Annotated in this window: 17 protein-coding genes and 1 pseudogene; 14 read left to right on the top strand and 4 right to left on the bottom strand. The window is 74.0% G+C overall.

The genetic code is table 11. The features are described 5' to 3' along the window. Positions 1-20: 20 nt before the first annotated feature. From AC0B9F_RS06765 to AC0B9F_RS06755, 3 genes are read right to left on the bottom strand one after another with little or no spacing between them, the layout of a single operon-like run. Positions 21-485, bottom strand: a complete 465-nt coding sequence (locus AC0B9F_RS06765) for a S26 family signal peptidase (protein WP_471999266.1) — start codon at positions 483-485, stop codon at positions 21-23. 41 nt (positions 486-526) lie between these two features. After that, entirely contained in the window at positions 527-2,413 is a 1,887-nt protein-coding gene (locus tag AC0B9F_RS06760; RefSeq protein ID WP_471999264.1) for an ABC transporter ATP-binding protein, read from the bottom strand. A gap of 19 nt (positions 2,414-2,432) precedes the next feature. After that, positions 2,433-2,600, bottom strand: a complete 168-nt coding sequence (locus AC0B9F_RS06755) for a hypothetical protein (RefSeq protein ID WP_471999263.1) — start codon at positions 2,598-2,600, stop codon at positions 2,433-2,435. A 215-nt stretch (positions 2,601-2,815) separates the two neighbouring features. On the opposite strand from AC0B9F_RS06755, the gene AC0B9F_RS06750 reads away from it, so the two are divergent. The 14 genes and pseudogenes from AC0B9F_RS06750 to AC0B9F_RS06685 all read left to right on the top strand — a co-directional run. Beyond that, entirely contained in the window at positions 2,816-3,376 is a 561-nt protein-coding gene (locus tag AC0B9F_RS06750) for a MauE/DoxX family redox-associated membrane protein (RefSeq protein ID WP_471999261.1), read from the top strand. 93 nt (positions 3,377-3,469) lie between these two features. After that, complete coding sequence (locus AC0B9F_RS06745) at positions 3,470-4,009, top strand: TlpA family protein disulfide reductase (protein WP_471999260.1); 540 nt, start codon at positions 3,470-3,472, stop codon at positions 4,007-4,009. 377 nt (positions 4,010-4,386) lie between these two features. Then, a complete protein-coding gene (locus tag AC0B9F_RS06740; protein WP_471999259.1) occupies positions 4,387-6,750 on the top strand; it encodes a sensor histidine kinase in 2,364 nt (787 codons plus the stop codon). A gap of 50 nt (positions 6,751-6,800) precedes the next feature. Then, positions 6,801-7,235 (top strand): roadblock/LC7 domain-containing protein, encoded by a 435-nt coding sequence (locus AC0B9F_RS06735; RefSeq protein WP_471999258.1) that lies wholly within the window; start codon positions 6,801-6,803, stop codon positions 7,233-7,235. A 2-nt stretch (positions 7,236-7,237) separates the two neighbouring features. Then, on the top strand, positions 7,238-7,609 hold the full coding sequence (locus AC0B9F_RS06730) for a DUF742 domain-containing protein (RefSeq protein ID WP_472000858.1): 372 nt from the start codon (positions 7,238-7,240) through the stop codon (positions 7,607-7,609). Further along, complete coding sequence (locus AC0B9F_RS06725) at positions 7,587-8,267, top strand: GTP-binding protein (RefSeq protein WP_471999256.1); 681 nt, start codon at positions 7,587-7,589, stop codon at positions 8,265-8,267. Before AC0B9F_RS06730 ends, AC0B9F_RS06725 begins: the two co-directional genes overlap by 23 nt. Before the next feature lie 64 nt (positions 8,268-8,331). Then, complete coding sequence (locus AC0B9F_RS06720) at positions 8,332-8,892, top strand: GAF domain-containing protein (RefSeq protein ID WP_471999254.1); 561 nt, start codon at positions 8,332-8,334, stop codon at positions 8,890-8,892. A gap of 330 nt (positions 8,893-9,222) precedes the next feature. Next, positions 9,223-10,251, top strand: coding sequence for an L-threonine 3-dehydrogenase (gene tdh, locus AC0B9F_RS06715; protein WP_471999252.1), 1,029 nt, complete (start codon positions 9,223-9,225; stop codon positions 10,249-10,251). Positions 10,252-10,298: 47 nt separating this feature from the next. Then, complete coding sequence (locus AC0B9F_RS06710) at positions 10,299-11,492, top strand: glycine C-acetyltransferase (protein WP_471999250.1); 1,194 nt, start codon at positions 10,299-10,301, stop codon at positions 11,490-11,492. An 82-nt stretch (positions 11,493-11,574) separates the two neighbouring features. Next, on the top strand, positions 11,575-12,477 hold the full coding sequence (locus tag AC0B9F_RS06705; RefSeq protein ID WP_471999249.1) for a LysR family transcriptional regulator: 903 nt from the start codon (positions 11,575-11,577) through the stop codon (positions 12,475-12,477). A gap of 415 nt (positions 12,478-12,892) precedes the next feature. Further along, on the top strand, positions 12,893-13,471 hold the full coding sequence (locus AC0B9F_RS06700) for a helix-turn-helix domain-containing protein (RefSeq protein ID WP_471999247.1): 579 nt from the start codon (positions 12,893-12,895) through the stop codon (positions 13,469-13,471). Next, positions 13,468-13,995 (top strand): GNAT family N-acetyltransferase, encoded by a 528-nt coding sequence (locus tag AC0B9F_RS06695; protein ID WP_471999245.1) that lies wholly within the window; start codon positions 13,468-13,470, stop codon positions 13,993-13,995. The genes AC0B9F_RS06700 and AC0B9F_RS06695 overlap by 4 nt, the downstream gene beginning before the upstream one ends. A gap of 30 nt (positions 13,996-14,025) precedes the next feature. Continuing rightward, positions 14,026-14,385: an MmcQ/YjbR family DNA-binding protein gene (locus AC0B9F_RS06690; protein ID WP_471999244.1), complete on the top strand. Its 360-nt coding sequence runs from the start codon at positions 14,026-14,028 to the stop codon at positions 14,383-14,385. 122 nt (positions 14,386-14,507) lie between these two features. After that, positions 14,508-14,798 (top strand): annotated as a pseudogene (locus AC0B9F_RS06685) (MFS transporter); the annotation flags it as partial. A 216-nt stretch (positions 14,799-15,014) separates the two neighbouring features. Here the strand turns inward: AC0B9F_RS06685 and AC0B9F_RS06680 are convergent. Then, positions 15,015-15,920 carry a transketolase family protein gene (locus AC0B9F_RS06680; protein ID WP_472000856.1) on the bottom strand — a complete coding sequence of 302 codons (906 nt, stop codon included), beginning with the start codon at positions 15,918-15,920 and terminating at the stop codon, positions 15,015-15,017. Positions 15,921-15,922: the final 2 nt, after the last annotated feature.

The raw sequence follows: 15,922 nt of genomic DNA, 5'->3' as shown, positions 1-15,922 counted from the left end.
GATCGGCGCGGGCGAGGCCCTCAGCGGCGCCGGCCGGTGAGGACCACGCCCAGGAGGGCCGTCGCGGGGACGTAGCCGAAGTGGCGCGAGTCCTGGGTGCGCGGGGCGTCCCCACGGACGACCAGGGCGCCGGGCGGCACCCGCCCGCCCCGCGGGGCGCCGACGGCGGCGCGCACGGCCTCCGGCACCGGATCGCCGGGCAGCGCGGCGACCCGTTTCACCAGCCAGTCCAGGCGGGCCCCGCCCTCGGCGGCGGGCATCGGGTTGCGGAAGACCACCGCGTCGCCGCGCCGCACCTGCCGCGTGCGGCGCACGAGGAGCCGGTCGCCGTCCGCGAAGGCCGGGCTCATGCTCGATCCGGTGACCCTGATGAGCGTGAGCCGTGTCCGCAGGGCGCGCACCGAGCCGAGCAGCAGCACCGCGCCCGCCGCCAGCGCCGTCAGCGTCCGCCCCGTCCCCGCCCTCGTCGCCGTCCCCCTCCCCATCGACGTCCCCGTCAAGGTGCCGCCTTCGTGGCGCGGGCGCCTCACGGTGCCGCCTCCGTCGTCCTGCCCCGGTCGCCGTGGGCGGTGTAGCCCGCCGCCTGCAGGGTGAACAGCCGGGCGTAGTGCCCGTCCCGGCGGGCCATCAGCTCGTCGTGGGAGCCGAGTTCGGCGATCTCGCCGTCCACCAGCACGGCGATGCGGTCCGCCGCCCGCAGCGCGCCGAGCCGGTGGGAGACCAGCAGCGCGGTGCGTCCCCGCCGGTGCCGGCCCAGCGTGCGGTGCACCTCGTGCTCGGCCTCCGGATCCAGGCCCGAGCTGGGCTCGTCGAGGATCAGCAGGTCCGCGTCGCGCCGCATCAACGAGCGGGCCAGCGCGACCCGTTGCCACTGCCCGCCGGACAGCGTGACCCCCGTGGCGCCGTCGTCCTCGCCCCGGTGGACCCGGCTGAGCTGGGTCGCGTACCCCTCGGGCAGGTTGCGCAGGGTCCCGTCGATGCCGGCGAGCGCCGCGCTCGCGTGGATCCGCTCCCGGTCCTCGCGGTGCGGCAGGTCGCCGATGCCGATGTTCTCCGCCGCCGAAAGGTCGTACGTCATGTAGTCCTGGAAGGTCACACCGACCCGGCGGCGCAGCTCGGACACGTCCATCGTGCGGATGTCCGTGCCGTTCCACAGGATCGCGCCGCGCTCGGGGTCGTAGAACCGGCACATCAGCTTGATGAGGGTGCTCTTGCCGGCGCCGTTGCGGCCCACGAGCCCCGTCGCGGTGCCCGCCGGGAGGGTGAGGCTGACCCCGCGCAGCACCCAGGGGCCGGCCGGGTCGTAGCGGAACCACACGTCGCGCAGTTCGAGACTGCCGGTGAGCGCCGGCACCGGGCCGGCGCCGCCGGGCAGGTCGTCGGGGGTGTCGAGCAGGTCGAGGTAGTGCCCGAAGAGCCGGACGCCCTCGGCGGCCGTGCCGGCCTGGAGCACGATGGAGGTGAACGCCCCCTGCACGCCCGCCGCGGCGGCGACGAAGAGCGTGACGTCGCCGACGGTGAACCGGCCACGGGCCGCGCCCACCACCACGAGGACCGTGCCGAGCCCGGCGACCAGCGCGTTGAGCGCGGCGAACGCCGACTGCACGAGGGCGCCGCGGCGGGCCACCGCCAGCTGGGCCTCGGTGGCGTCGCCGAGCGCCCGCACCAGCCGGCCGTTCATGAAGCCGCCGAGTCCGAACAGCCGGATCTCCTTGGCGGCCCGCGGGTCGGTGAGCAGCGAGCGGTAGAACAGATGGCGCCGCAGCCGGGCCGAACTCAGTTCCCAGACCACTGCCTGACGCCGCGCCAGCGACAGCCGGGCGAGCAGGGCGGCGGCGCCGACCAGGAAGAGCAGGCCCACCATCGGCGGCCACACGGCGAGCAGCGCGCCGGTGAAGGCGCCGATCGCGGCCACCGCGCGCACCGCCTCCTGCGTGAACATCGTGATGTTGTGCGGCGCGTCCTCGCAGGCCTGCTGGGCGAGCCGCAGCCGGTCGTGGAACGCCGGGTCCTCGAACCGCCGCAGCCCGTGGAACGTGTCGACCTTGGCGAACAGAGTGCGCTCGACCTCGACGACCAGCCGCCTGCGCACCAACTCGTCGAGGTAGGCCGAGAGTTGCAGGAGAACGGCGGACAGCGCGCCTAGCGCGGCCACGGCGATCCCGAGGCCGACGGCACGGTGGGTGTCGGTGTGCGCGCCGCGGCCGAGTTCGTCGAACAGCAGCTTGGTGAGCCAGGCGGCGGCCGCCGGCAGGACGCCGACGGAGAGGGTCGTGGCGAACAGCAGCGCGGCGGCCGCGGGTGCGCCGCGGAACTGCAGGGCGATCGCCGCCCACGCGGCGCGGGCCCGCAGCCGGTTCCCCGGAGGCGGCGGGGCCTTCGGGGAACCGGCCGGTGGATCGGCGTGCTTCATCGGCGCGTTGGGCCCGACGTCAGCAGCTGCCGTCCTTCACGCAGGGGCCGGAACAGCTGTAGACGTAGCGGACGTGGTTCACGCACTTGCAGAACGTGCCGTGCTCCGGGACGCAGGCGCCGGCCCGGTCCTCCTCGAGGAGCATGCCGAGCAGCTTGTCACCCATCGTTGCGATCACACGGGTCATCGCGGACCTCCGTCTAGGAATGAAGGCCGGCCATGGTGAGGCCGGCCGCGGCAGAAGTTAAGTCCTGTGGCCAATTGAGCGCAAGGGCGCAAAAGTTGACGCAGTGATTCCACATTCACCGGAAATTCTTGAGCGGGAAATGAACACTGTTGCTCATGTCGCCTTGGGGTTAGATTGCCTCCGGCTCAGTCGTCCCAGAGAGGTGAGGGCTGCTCGTGGCATACGCCCTGCTTGCTGTCCGGCTTCTCGCCGGCATCGTGTTCGCGGCCTCGGCGACCGGGAAACTGCGCGGCGCCCAGGCCTTCACCGGCTTCGAGGACTCCGCCCGCGCCATGGGCGTACCGGCCCGCGTCGTGCGTCCCGTGGCGGTGGCCGTCGTAGCGGGGGAGTGCGCCGCGGTGGTGCTGCTCGCCCTGGGACCGGGCGGTGCCTTCGGCTTCGGGCTGGCCCTGCTGCTGCTCGTCGCCTTCACGGCCGGCGTCGTCCGGGCGTTGCGCGCCGGGACGCGGACGTCGTGCGCCTGCTTCGGCGCGTCGACGACGCCGCTGGGGCGCCGGCACGTGGTGCGCAACACCGTGCTGCTCGCCCTGGCCGGCTTCGGGCTGGCGGCGGCCCTCGCGGGGACGCCGGCGCCGGGGCAGCCGGCCGGTGTGCTCGTCGCGGCGTTCGCCGCGCTGGCCGGCGCGCTGCTCGTGATCTTCACCGACGAGCTGGGCTCGCTCTTCGACGACGGCGCCCCCCGCACCCCGGGACGCGTCCGCAGATCCGCCCCGTAGGCGCCGGCCGCCGCACCGTACAGGCGGCTCGCCCTCCCGGACCGCCGCGGCGGACACCCCGCCCGGCGATGACACGAGACCACGGAGTCACCCATGCCCTTCCTCGTCAGCGCCGTCGTGCTGCTCGCCGTGCTGTGTCTGCTGAACCTGCTGCTCACCTTCGGCGTCATCCGCAAACTGCGGGCGCAGGCCGCGGAGAAGTCCGACAAGGTGGTGGACGGGCTGATCCTCCCCGCCGGCTCCACCGTGCCCTCCTTCTCCGCCGTCACCACCACCGGCGAGCGGATCACCCGCGACGGTCTGGGCGAGACCATGCTCGCCTTCTTCACCCCCGAGTGCCGTGCCTGCAAGGAGCGGCTGCCCCTCTTCGTGGAGCAGGCCCGCGCCACCGCGCTCCGCACCGGCCGCAGCGTTCTGGCCGTCGTGCACGGCACGCCGGAGGAGGCGCGTGAGCAGGTCGCGGCCCTGTCCGGGGTGGCCCACGTCGTCGTCGAGGAGGGCGACGGGCCGCTCGGCGAGGCCTTCGACGTCACCGGGTACCCGGTCTTCGGTCTGCTCACCGCCGACGGCACCCTCGCCGCCACGGCCTTCGACCCGGCCCGCCTGCCGGCACGGGTGCGGACGGCGATCTGATCCCGCACCGACGCCAATCCTCACACTGAGTGATGCCAAGGGGAGGGCTGTAGGGGGCCGCGGACCGGTCGCGAGCGATCCCCACCGGGTGCCCGACCGAACAGAGAACGAACCGGGCGAGGGCCGGGAGGTGACATGCCTCCCGGCCCTCGCCCTTTCGTCATGACCGCTGCTGAGCAGCTCTGATCGATAGGTGATCGCCACTGTTCACATCCCGGGCGGTCTTATCGGTCTGTCGTACGAAGCCTCATACCAGAGCGGGATGCTGTGCGCGGGACTTTGTCAACTGCCTCTCGCATGTGATGCGTTGCCGACTACTGTGAGTGTCCGTCGGGCGACCCCTCCCGACGGACCAGGACCCCAGTACGAGGACACCGATGTCTCACCTCCGCGCACCGGCCGCACGCGCAGACCGCCGTGAGGGCGGCGGGCGGCACGGGCGGCCGGCAGTCCGCACCCACTCCTCCGTCCCCGAGGCCCACATACGGCCGCAGCTGCTGCGCCTCGCCGTGCTCCCGCCGACCGCCGTCGCCCTGAGCGCCTGCGCGGCCGTGCTGTTCACCGTCCGCACCTCGGGACCACGCCCCGGCGCCGGCCTGTGGGCCGTGCTGGCCGGCGCGGCCGCCGTCGCCCTCGCCGGCATCGTCATCGCCGCCGTCGCCGCCGACCGCACCGCCCGGTCCGTCGGCGACCGGGTCGGCGCCCTGCGCCGCAGCAGCGCGCGCGGCGAGGCGGACCTGCGCGCCCTCGTCGACGCGCTGCGCCGCGGCGAGGCCCCGCCCGCGCCCCCGCAGCGCCGCGCACCGGGAGCCGACGCCGACGACCTCGACCTGCTCGCCGCCGACCTGACCCGCGCGCACGACGGCGCCGTCACCGCCGTCGTCCAGGCCGCACAGCTGTCCAGCCAGACCGGCAGCGAGCAGAAACTGGAGGTCTTCGAGAACCTCGCCCGGCGGCTGCAGTCCCTGGTGCACCGGGAGATCTCCATCCTCGACGAGCTCGAGAACGAGATCGAGGATCCCGACCTGCTCAAGAGCCTCTTCCACGTCGACCACCTCGCCACCCGCATCCGCCGCCACGCCGAGAACCTCGCCGTGCTCGGCGGCGCCGTCTCCCGCCGGCAGTGGAGTCACCCCGTCTCCATGACCGAGGTGCTGCGCTCGGCGATCGCCGAGGTCGAGCAGTACTCACGGGTCAAACTGGTCCCGCCGATCGAGGGCACCCTGCGCGGCCACGCCGTCGCCGACGTCATCCACCTGCTCGCCGAACTCGTCGAGAACGCCGGCGTGTTCTCCGCCCCGCACACCCAGGTCCTGCTGCGCGCCAACCTCGTCACCTCCGGCCTCGCCGTCGAGGTCGAGGACCGCGGCCTCGGCATGCCCGTCGAGGAACAGCAGCGGATGAACCAGCTCCTCGCCGACCCCGACCAGGTCAACGTCGCCCGGCTGCTCGCCGACGGCCGCATCGGGCTCTACGTGGTCTCCCAGCTCGCCCGTCGGCACGGCATCCGGGTCCGGTTGCAGACCAACATCTACGGCGGCGTCCAGGCCGTCCTCGTCGTCCCGCAGGCGCTGCTCGGCGCCGACGCCGACAGCGGGCCCGGCGCCGTTCCGGCGGGCGGACACCGACCGCACGACGTCGGCACCGGCGCCGGCCCGGCGGTCACGGGCGGGCGGCGCGACTCCGGCACCGGCGCGCACCCCGTCGTCGTACCGCCGCAGCAGGCCGGACCGCCGCAGCAGGCGCACCCCACCGGGCTGTACGCCGTGCCGCCGCACGAGCCGCATCCGGCACCGGCGAGCGCACCCCACGCCGGCGTCCCGGACGGTGCGGGCGACGGCGCGCCGGTTCTACCGCAGACGGACGGAGACCGGCTCAACGGCTCCCAACCACCCGAGAGAGAACGGCACTTGACCGGGCAACCGGTTGAGGCGGACGCCCGCCGTCCCGCGTTGCCGCCGTCGGAGCGGCCCGCGTCCGTGCGGGACGAGCGGCCCGCGTCCGTGCGGGACGAGCGGCCCGCATCCGTGCGGGACGAGCAGTCCGCGTACCCCCCGCCCGAGCAGCCCGCCGCCCCCCTGGCCGACCGCGCGGCACGCCCCGCTGCCCGTACCGACGGCGCCGCCCGCGAGGCGAGTGTTCCGCCGTTGCCCGTGCGCGGGCGGCAGCAGGAGCGGCCCACCCCGGCCGCTGCCGTGCCCGGCATCCGGCCCGAGGACCGGGCGGCCGTGGAGGAGATCGCGGGCGCCCCGCCGCTCCCGCGGGCCGGAGTCGTCCGCGGCACCATGGGCAAACCCGGGCTGCCGCGGCGCCGCGCCCAGGAACACCTCGTCCCGCAACTGCGCGGCGGCCCCCTGCCCCGCCCCGAGGACGACGCCGCCGGGCCCGACCCGGGTCTGATGGCCGCCTTCCAGCGCGGCATCACCCTGGCCGAGGCCCAGCAGAGCCTCGACCCGGTCACCGGCCCCCGCCCGGAACCTGTGGCCGGCCCCACCGCCCTGCACCTCCCGGCCCAGCACGCCCCGCACGCCCCGCACCCCGGGCTGCACGCCGTGCACCGGCCCGCGCCACCCGGAACCCGCGACGGCATGCCCACCACCGCACCGGACCGCTGCGACGGCATGCCCACCACCGCACCGGACCGCTGCGACGGCATGCCCGCCACCGCACCGGACCACCGCGACGCCGCCGCGCCCGACCGTCTCACCACCCGGCACGACGGGAGCGCACCGGCCGGATGACCACCCCCACCGCTCCCGCCCCACCCCGTACCCCAAGGAGTCGATCCACCATGGCGAGCGATGCGCCGACCGCCCAGGCAACCGACCTCGACTGGCTGTTGAGCGGCCTCGTCCAGCGCGTACCCCACACCCGCAGCGCCGTCCTGCTGTCCTGCGACGGGCTCGTGAAGTCCGTGCACGGGCTCGATGTGGACAGCGCCGACCACATGGCCGCCCTCGCCTCCGGCCTGTACTCGCTCGGCCGCAGCGCCGGAGTGCGCTTCGGCGACGGCGGCGACGTCCGGCAGGTCGTCGTCGAACTCGACGCGACGCTGCTGTTCGTCACCACCGCAGGCTCCGGCACCTGCCTCGCCGTGCTCGCCGGCCGCGAGGCGGACGCCGCCGTGCTCGGCTACGAGATGGCCATGCTCGTCAAGAGCGTCCGCCCCTACCTGGTGACCGCGCCCCGCCAGCAGTCCGCCGAACCCCCGGCGATGCGGCCTTGAGCGTGGCGGCGGCCGGGGAAGGACCCTGGCTCGACGACGCGGCCGGCCGGCTCGTGCGCCCCTTCACGGTGAGCAACGGGCGCACCCGCCCCAGCGTCGCACTCGACCTGATGTCACAGGTGATGGCCACCGGGGCGACCCCCCTCGGCTATCTCGGCCCCGAACACGCGCAGGCACTCGACCTGTGCCGGGCACCCCTCTCGGTGGCCGAGATCGCCGCCCACCTGAAGCTGCCGGCGGTGGTCACCAAGGTGCTGCTGTCCGACCTCGTGGACACCGGGGCGGTCACCACCAGACCACCGGCGTTCCACCACCAACCCACCGACCGGGCCCTACTGGAGGCAGTGCTCGATGGACTACGACGACAGCTCTGAGACGTCCTACGACCGCTCCGGCCACGGCGGCCACCCCGCGTACCGGGCCGGCGCACCCGCGGACACGGGCCACGACGACGGCGACCCCTTCCCGACCGCGCTGAAGATCCTCGTCGCCGGCGGCTTCGGGGTCGGCAAGACGACCTTCGTCGGCGCCGTCAGCGAGATCGCCCCGCTCAGCACCGAGGAACTGCTCACCACCGTCAGCGCGGCCACCGACAGCCTCGTGGGCATCGAGAACAAGATGGAGACCACGGTCGCCATGGACTTCGGCCGCATCACCCTCGACCCCGAGCACGTGCTGTACCTGTTCGGCACCCCCGGACAGGAGAGATTCTGGTTCATGTGGGACGAACTGTGCGAGGGCGCCCTCGGCGCGGTCGTCCTCGCCGACACCCGGCGGCTGCAGGACTGCTTCGCCGCCGTCGACTTCTTCGAGGAACGCGGCCTCGGGTTCATCGTCGCCGTCAACGAGTTCGACGGCGCCCATCGCTACGACCCCGAGGAGGTCCGCGCCGCCATCGACCTCTCCCCGGAGATCCCCGTCGTGCGCTGCGACGCCCGGATCTCCGCCTCCAGCGTGCAGACCCTGCTCACCCTGGTGCGGCACCTCATCGCCTACGCCCCCGTCGCCCCCGCCTCCACCCGCGGCGCCTGACAGGAGAGACCGTGACGCCCCCAGATCATCGACTGAACCACCCCCGGACCGCTGGAGAACGGCCATGAGGTACGAGCCGCCGAGCCCCGTCGGCCGGCTGCTGCTCACCCCCGAGGACCGCGACGGACCCGCCCGCACCCGCCGCCTGCGCCTGCTGGGCCTCGGCGAGCGGCCCGAGCCCGCCCTCGACTCCTACGCCGGCCACCTCGCCGACCTCACCGGGGCGCCGTTCGGGATGGTCAACTTCCTCGGCGCGGACGCCCAGTTCTTCGCCGGGCTGCACGCGCCGCCCCCGCCGCCGCCCGCGCCGGGCGAGCCGCCACGCCCCGCGCTCGGCCGGGTCCTGCCGCGCGACCACGGGTACTGCCCGCACGTCGCCGTGCGCCGCCGTGCCCTGGCCCTGGAGGACGTCGCCGACTACCCGCGCTTCGCGGGCAACCCGGTCGTCGACGAGTACGGCATCCGCTCCTACCTCGGCGCGCCGCTCATCGACTCCACCGGAACGGTCCTCGGCACCGTGTGCGTCGCCGACCGCGCACCACGGACCTGGGGCAAGGCCGGCCTGGAGACGATCAAGTCCGCGGCCGCCGACCTCGCGGGGCGGCTCGAACACGGGCTGGTGTGAAGACCGGCCACGGGGCACATGGACGGGCCGGATCGACGGTTGCCCGGGCGGCGGGATCCAGGCATGCACGGGCCGGTGCGACGGCCGGCCGTGATGAGCACCTCGGCGCGTGCACGGGCCGGTGTGACCGCCGGCCGTGATGCGTGCACGGGCCGGTGTGACGACTGGACCGAAGGCGTGAAGGAAAGCTGTGACGCCGCTTAAGAAAAGCTCGATGGACCCCGGCGTGCGCTATACGGCAGATTGCTGAACGCATTCCCATCCCTCTTCCCGCACGCGGGCTTCTTCGGCCTGCCCGCGCCCGGGCCCGAGCACCACAGGAGCCGTAGCGTGAAGGCGCTGGTCAAGGAGAAGGCGGAGCCCGGACTGTGGCTCACGGACGTGCCGGAGCCGGCCATCGGCCCCGGAGACGTCCTGATCAAGGTGTTGCGCACCGGCATCTGCGGCACCGACCTGCACATCCGCGCCTGGGACGGCTGGGCGCAGCAGGCCATCGGCACGCCGCTCGTGCTCGGCCACGAGTTCGTCGGCGAGGTCGTCGAGACCGGCCGCGACGTCACCGACATCGCCGCCGGGGACCGGGTCAGCGGCGAGGGCCACCTGGTGTGCGGCAAGTGCCGCAACTGCCTGGCCGGCCGCCGTCACCTGTGCCGGGCCACCGTCGGCCTCGGCGTCGGCCGCGACGGCGCGTTCGCGGAGTACGTCGCGCTGCCCGCGTCCAACGTGTGGGTGCACCGGGTCCCCGTCGACCTCGACGTCGCCGCGATCTTCGACCCGTTCGGCAACGCCGTGCACACCGCGCTGTCCTTCCCGCTCGTCAACGAGGACGTGCTCATCACCGGCGCCGGCCCCATCGGCCTGATGGCCGCCGCCGTGGCCAAGCACGCCGGGGCCCGGCACGTCGTCATCACCGACGTCAGCGAGGAACGCCTGGAACTGGCACGCAAGATCGGCGTGAGCCTCGCCCTGAACGTGGCGCGGGACCAGATCGCCGACGGGCAGCGTGAGCTGGGCCTGCGCGAGGGGTTCGACATCGGTCTGGAGATGTCCGGCCGGCCCGAGGCGCTGCGCGACATGATCGCCAACATGACGCACGGCGGCCGTATCGCCATGCTCGGCCTGCCCGCCGAGGAGTTCCCCGTCGACTGGGCCCGGATCGTCACCTCGATGATCACCCTCAAGGGCATCTACGGCCGGGAGATGTTCGAGACCTGGTACGCGATGTCGGTGCTGCTGGAGGGCGGCCTCGACCTCGCCCCCGTGATCACCGGCCGCTACGGCTACCGCGACTTCGAGGCGGCGTTCGAGGACGCCGCGAGCGGCAAGGGCGGCAAGGTCATCCTCGACTGGACCGCGTGATCCCGCCCCGGCCTCTTCCCCCGCGAGCACTCCAAGGAGCTTCCCCGATGTTCGAATCCGTGCGCGACGACCTGCGCGCCACCCTCGACGAGATCCGCGCCGCCGGCCTGCACAAGCCCGAGCGCGTCATCGACACCCCGCAGTCCGCGACCGTCAACGTGAGCGCGGGCGGCCGCCCCGGCGAGGTCCTCAACTTCTGCGCCAACAACTACCTCGGCCTCGCCGACCACCCCGACGTCGTCGCCGCCGCACACGCGGCGCTGGACCGCTGGGGCTACGGCATGGCCTCCGTGCGCTTCATCTGCGGCACCCAGGAGGTCCACAAGGAGCTGGAGGGGCGCCTCGCGGCGTTCCTCGGCCAGGAGGACACGATCCTGTACTCCTCCTGCTTCGACGCCAACGGCGGTGTCTTCGAGACGCTGCTCGGCGAGGAGGACGCGGTCATCTCCGACGCCCTCAACCACGCCTCCATCATCGACGGCATCCGCCTGTCCAAGGCCCGCCGCTTCCGCTACGCCAACCGCGACCTGGCAGACCTGGAGACCAAGCTGAAGGAGGCGTCCGACGCCAGGCGCCGCCTGATCGTCACCGACGGCGTCTTCTCCATGGACGGCTATGTGGCGCCGCTGGCGGAGATCTGCGACCTCGCCGACCGCTACGACGCGATGGTCATGGTCGACGACTCGCACGCCGTCGGCTTCGTCGGCCCCACCGGCCGCGGCACGCCCGAGCTGCACGGCGTGATGGACCGCGTCGACATCATCACCGGCACGCTCGGCAAGGCCCTCGGCGGCGCCTCCGGCGGTTACGTCGCCGCCCGCGCCGAGATCGTCGCCCTGTTGCGCCAGCGCTCCCGGCCCTACCTGTTCTCCAACACGCTCGCCCCGGTGATCGCGGCCGCCTCGCTGAAGGTCCTCGACCTGCTGGAGTCGGCCGACGACCTGCGGGTCCGGCTGCGCGAGAACACCGCGCTGTTCCGCCGCCGGATGACGGAGGAGGGCTTCGACATCCTCCCCGGCGACCACGCCATCGCGCCCGTGATGATCGGCGACGCGGCCGTGGCCGGCCGGATGGCCGAGCTGCTGCTGGAGCGCGGCGTGTACGTGATCGGTTTCTCCTACCCGGTCGTGCCCCAGGGCGCCGCCCGCATCCGCATGCAGCTGTCCGCCGCGCACTCCACCGACGACGTCAACCGGGCCGTGGACGCGTTCGTGGCGGCGCGGGCGGAGCTGGGCGCCTGACCCCGGGCCCGGCCCGGATTCCTGCGCAGCGCGGCTGACCTGTGCGGCTGACCTGCCCGGCCGACCTGAGACAATCGATTCCGTGATCGAAGCGCGGCGGCTCCACATCCTCCGTGCGGTGGCCGACCACCGCACGGTGACGGCGGCTGCCGCCGCGCTGTACCTCACCCCGTCGGCGGTCTCCCAGCAGCTCACCGCGCTGGAGCAGGAGACCGGCCACCGCCTGGTGGAGCGCGGCGCCAAGGGCGTACGGCTCACCCCGGCCGGTGAGATCCTGCTCAGCCACACCAACGCCGTCCTCGCCCAGCTGGAGCGGGCCGAGGCGGAACTCGCCGCCTATGGCTCCGGGCAGGCCGGCACGGTCACCGTCGCCGCCTTCGCCACCGGCATCGCCCAGGTCGTCGCGCCCGCGGTGGCCCGGCTCGCCGGGACGGCCCCCGGCATCCGCATCCGCGTCCAGGACGCCGAGGGCGACGCCAGCCTGCCGATGGTGCTGGACCGGCAGGTCGACGTAGCGGTCGCCGTCGAGTACCGCGGCGCGCCGGCCGCCGACGACCCCCGCCTGACGCACATGCCGCTCTACGCGGAGCCCTTCGACGCGGTCGTCCCGGTCAGCCACCGCCTCGCCGACGCCGTCGAGGTGCCCCTCGCCGACCTGGCCAAGGACCCCTGGATCGGCCCGTACCCCGGCAACCCCTGCCACGACGTCGTCGTCCTGGCCTGCGAGCACGCCGGTTTCCAGCCCCGCCTGGAGCATTCCTCCGACGACTTCCGCGCCGTCGTCGCCCTCGCGGCGGCCGACGCCGGCGTGGCCCTCGTGCCGCGCTCCGCCCTGCGCGGCATGGACCTCACCGGCGTCGTCGTCCGCCCGGTCGACGGCGCACCCCCGACCCGCCGCGTCTTCGCCGCCGTACGCCGCGGCGCGGAGGAGCACCCGCTGATCCGCCCGGTCCTGGACGCGCTGGCCGAGGCGGCCGAGGGCTAGGCCGCAGTCGGCCTGTTCCAAACGACAGGGCCTGGGGGCCCTGTCGTTCCCGCAAGTGCGGGGAACGGCCGGCGCATGACCGAGTCTGTGCTGTCATGCGCGTGACGATGATCCTTCCGGCTCTGACCGAGGCGGCGTTCGGCGGACCATGACGCCGGCGTCGTGCAGGCGGCGCACCACCGCCGCGTCATCCGTGCCGACGTTCTGGTTCTTGCGGTGTCCGGCGAGGTTGGCGTCGTTGACCAACGCCAGCTTCGTCTTCGGGCTCGACAGGGACGGCCCGGACGTCGTCGACCGGACGGTGCTACTGGCGGCCTACCGCGGCTTCTACCGCTGGTCCAGCGTCTGGCGGGGCTCGGACGGGAGTGAGGCCGCCGTAACACGGCTGTCTCATATCCGGGATAACGTCCCTGATATGAGACAGTCTGAAGTCGTGGGCGCCGACGTCGACGTGCGCCTCGGAGTGCGGCTGGCCGAACTGCGCGCCGAACAGGGCTGGTCGCTCGGTGAGTTGGCCGAACGCTGCGGCATCAGCCGTTCGACCCTCTCGCGGGCCGAACGGGCCGAGATCAGCCCCACCGCCGCCCTGCTGAACCGGCTGTGCAACGTCTACGGGCGGACCATGTCCCAGCTGCTCAGCGAGGTCGAGGCGGAGCCCGCCGCCGTCGTGCGCGCGGAGGACCAACCCGTCTGGGAGGACCCCTCGGCCGCCTTCGTACGGCGCTCGGTGTCCCCGCCGCACGCCGGGCTGCGCGGCGAACTCGTCGAGGGCAGGCTCGCCGCCGGCGCCGACCTCGCCTACGACCGTCCGCCCGTCGCCGGCCTGGAACAGCACATCTGGGTGCTTCAGGGCGCGCTGGAGGTGACCGTGCAGGACGTCACGCACCGGCTCGGGGCCGGTGACTGCCTGCGGATGCGGGTGTGGGGACCGACGCGGTTCCGGTGCGCGGACGACACCGGCGCGCGCTACCTGCTGGCGGTGGTGCGGCCGTGAAGCGCCTGAGCCACTCCCAAGTCCTCGCAGCGGCACCGGAGTTGGCGGAGCTGCTGATCGACACGGTGGCCGGCGGCGCTTCCGTCGGCTTCCTCGCGCCCCTGGACCGGGCCGAGGCCGTCGCGTGGTGGCGGGAGCGCGCACAGGCGGTGGCCGCCGGACGGCTCACGGTGTGGGTCGCGTACGACGCGGGACGGCCGGCCGGCACCGTGAGCCTCGCCCTGCCCGACAAGCCCAACAGCCGCCACCGCGCGGAGATCGTCAAGCTGATGGTCCACCGCCGCGCCCGCGGCCGTGGACTCGGCCGCGCCCTGCTGGCCACCGCCGAGGCGGCGGCCGTCGCGGCCGGGATCACCCTGCTGCACCTGGACACCGAGACCGGCAGCGGCGCCGAGTCCCTGTACCGCTCGGCCGGCTGGACACGCGCCGGGACGATCCCCGACTACGCGGCGAGCCCCGACGGCGTGCCGCGGCCGACGACCCTGTATTACAAGCAGGTCGGGCCGGCCGGCGCCGGCGGGTGAGTGTCAGTGGCAGCGGTTACCGTTCCTGCCATGCCGGATGCCGAAGACGTACGCCGTGTCGCGCTGTCCCTGCCGGACACGACGGAGAAGACCGCCTGGAGCATGCCCACGTTCCGGGTCGCGGGAAAGATGTTCGCCACGCTGCCCGAGGACGAGACCTCCATGGCGGTGCGCTGCCCGAAGGAGGAGCGGGACGAACTGGTGCTGGCCGAGCCGGAGAAGTTCTGGATCGCCGCGCACGAGGCGCAGTTCGCCTGGATCCGGGTCAGACTCGCAGCGCTGGAGGACGAACGAGAACTGCGCGACGTCCTCGCCGACTCCTGGCGCCAGGCGGCCCCGCCCCGACTGCTCGAGTCCTACCCGGAATTGGGGCCGTCGGCCCCGGAATGACACGTGGGGCGAAAATCCCCACGGCGTTGTCAGTGGCGCGTGGCATGATCCGTCGGCAGTGACGGCAGCCGGAGCGGAGGGGGCTCCGGCTGCCTGAGAACACCGGGAGGGGAGGGCCTGGGATGGGTGACGCGGGGACCGCGACGGGGGGCGGCGCGGGCAGGGCCGGCGACTCCGCAACCGCCAGCGCGGGCGGCGCGGGAGGGGTGTGGTCGCGGGACTTCGCGCTGTTCTTCGGCGCGCGGGCCGTGGCCCGGCTCGGCGACACCATGCTGCCGGTCGCCCTGGCCGCCGGACTGCTCGAGCACGGGTACGGCGCGGGCGCGGTCGGTCTCGCCATGGCCGCGACCGCCGCCGCGTTCGCCGGGCTCGTCGTCTTCGGCGGGGTCCGCGCCGACCGCTCCGGCCGGCGCGGACGGAACACGGCTGACCCCGGCCGCGTCCGGCGCGCCGACGGATCGGCCGTCGAGGCCCCGGCCCGCGCCGACGGATCGGCCGGCGAGGCCCCGGCCGGTAGCGACGGATCGGCCTACGACAGTCCGGCCCGTGCCGACGGAACGGCCCACGATGCCTGGCCGCGTCGACGGAACGGCCACGAAGTCCGGTCGCGGCGACGGGACACGGCTGAGTCAGCCGGCCGGCCGCAGGAACCCGGCGATCCGATCGCGCAGCGAGGCGGCGTCCAGCCCGTGCGCGGCCACGTGCTCCTGGACCGTCCCGTAGCGCCGCAGCTCGCGCCGCCCGACACCGAGCCCCAGCACGCGGTGCGGCAGGTCGGCCAGGGCGTCGTTCGCCGCGGCCGTCGAGGTGCCCGCCAGATACGGCTCGACCAGCACGACGTCCGCCCGGGCCGCCTCGGTCGCCCGGCGCAGGGCCGCTGGGTCGAAGGGCCGCACGGTCGTCGCGTACAGCACGGTCACATCGAGGCCCTCGGTCGCCTCGACCACGGCGTCCAGCATCGGTCCGACGGCGACGACGACCCCCGCGCGGCCCTCCCGCACGGTCAGGAACCGTTCCCCGTCGACGGGCCGCCCCAGGGCGTTCGCCTGCACCGACAGCCGCACGTACACCTTGTCGTCGCCCGCGGCGACAGCGTGCCGCAGCAGGGCCTCGGCCTCGTCCGGATGGCCGGGGACGTGCACGGTCCAGCCGTCCAAAGTGTCAAGCAGCGCCACGTCCCCCGGCGCCATGTGGGTGAACCCGCCCGCCGGCCAGTCGAACGAGGCGGCCGCGCTGACCAGGACGGCGCCGAGCCCCTGGTGCCCTAGGTCCAGCTTCACCTGCTCGAAGGGCCGCTCCACCAGAAAACTGGCGAAGGTGTGCACCACCGGCCGCAGCCCGGTCAGCGCCAGACCGGCGCCCGCGCCGACCAGCAACTGCTCCCGGATGCCGACGTTGACCACCCGGTCCGGATGGCGGCGCATCGCCTCGGCGAAACCGTCCTTGCCGATCTCGGCGAGCACGACGGCGACCCGTGCGTCCTCGTCCAGCAGCCGGGTGAGCACGGGGGCGAACCGCTCGCGCATGGTCTCCATGA

Source organism: Streptomyces sp. NPDC097129, from assembly GCF_055668065.1.
Note: the sequence above shows the minus strand (reverse complement) of the source record. Positions and strands in the feature narration are given on the sequence as shown.

Excerpts from the sequence above, each read along its gene's own strand:
- AC0B9F_RS06745 (WP_471999260.1), top strand. The coding sequence starts at position 3,470 with ATGCCCTTCCTCGTCAGCGCCGTCGTGCTGCTCGCCGTGCTGTGTCTG.
- AC0B9F_RS06765 (WP_471999266.1), bottom strand. The coding sequence starts at position 485 with ATGGGGAGGGGGACGGCGACGAGGGCGGGGACGGGGCGGACGCTGACG.
- AC0B9F_RS06710 (WP_471999250.1), top strand. The coding sequence starts at position 10,299 with ATGTTCGAATCCGTGCGCGACGACCTGCGCGCCACCCTCGACGAGATC.
- AC0B9F_RS06690 (WP_471999244.1), top strand. The coding sequence starts at position 14,026 with ATGCCGGATGCCGAAGACGTACGCCGTGTCGCGCTGTCCCTGCCGGAC.
- AC0B9F_RS06755 (WP_471999263.1), bottom strand. The coding sequence starts at position 2,600 with ATGACCCGTGTGATCGCAACGATGGGTGACAAGCTGCTCGGCATGCTC.
- AC0B9F_RS06680 (WP_472000856.1), bottom strand. The coding sequence starts at position 15,920 with ATGGAGACCATGCGCGAGCGGTTCGCCCCCGTGCTCACCCGGCTGCTG.
- AC0B9F_RS06700 (WP_471999247.1), top strand. The coding sequence starts at position 12,893 with ATGAGACAGTCTGAAGTCGTGGGCGCCGACGTCGACGTGCGCCTCGGA.
- AC0B9F_RS06725 (WP_471999256.1), top strand. The coding sequence starts at position 7,587 with ATGGACTACGACGACAGCTCTGAGACGTCCTACGACCGCTCCGGCCAC.
- AC0B9F_RS06760 (WP_471999264.1), bottom strand. The coding sequence starts at position 2,413 with ATGAAGCACGCCGATCCACCGGCCGGTTCCCCGAAGGCCCCGCCGCCT.
- AC0B9F_RS06735 (WP_471999258.1), top strand. The coding sequence starts at position 6,801 with ATGGCGAGCGATGCGCCGACCGCCCAGGCAACCGACCTCGACTGGCTG.
- AC0B9F_RS06720 (WP_471999254.1), top strand. The coding sequence starts at position 8,332 with ATGAGGTACGAGCCGCCGAGCCCCGTCGGCCGGCTGCTGCTCACCCCC.
- AC0B9F_RS06740 (WP_471999259.1), top strand. The coding sequence starts at position 4,387 with ATGTCTCACCTCCGCGCACCGGCCGCACGCGCAGACCGCCGTGAGGGC.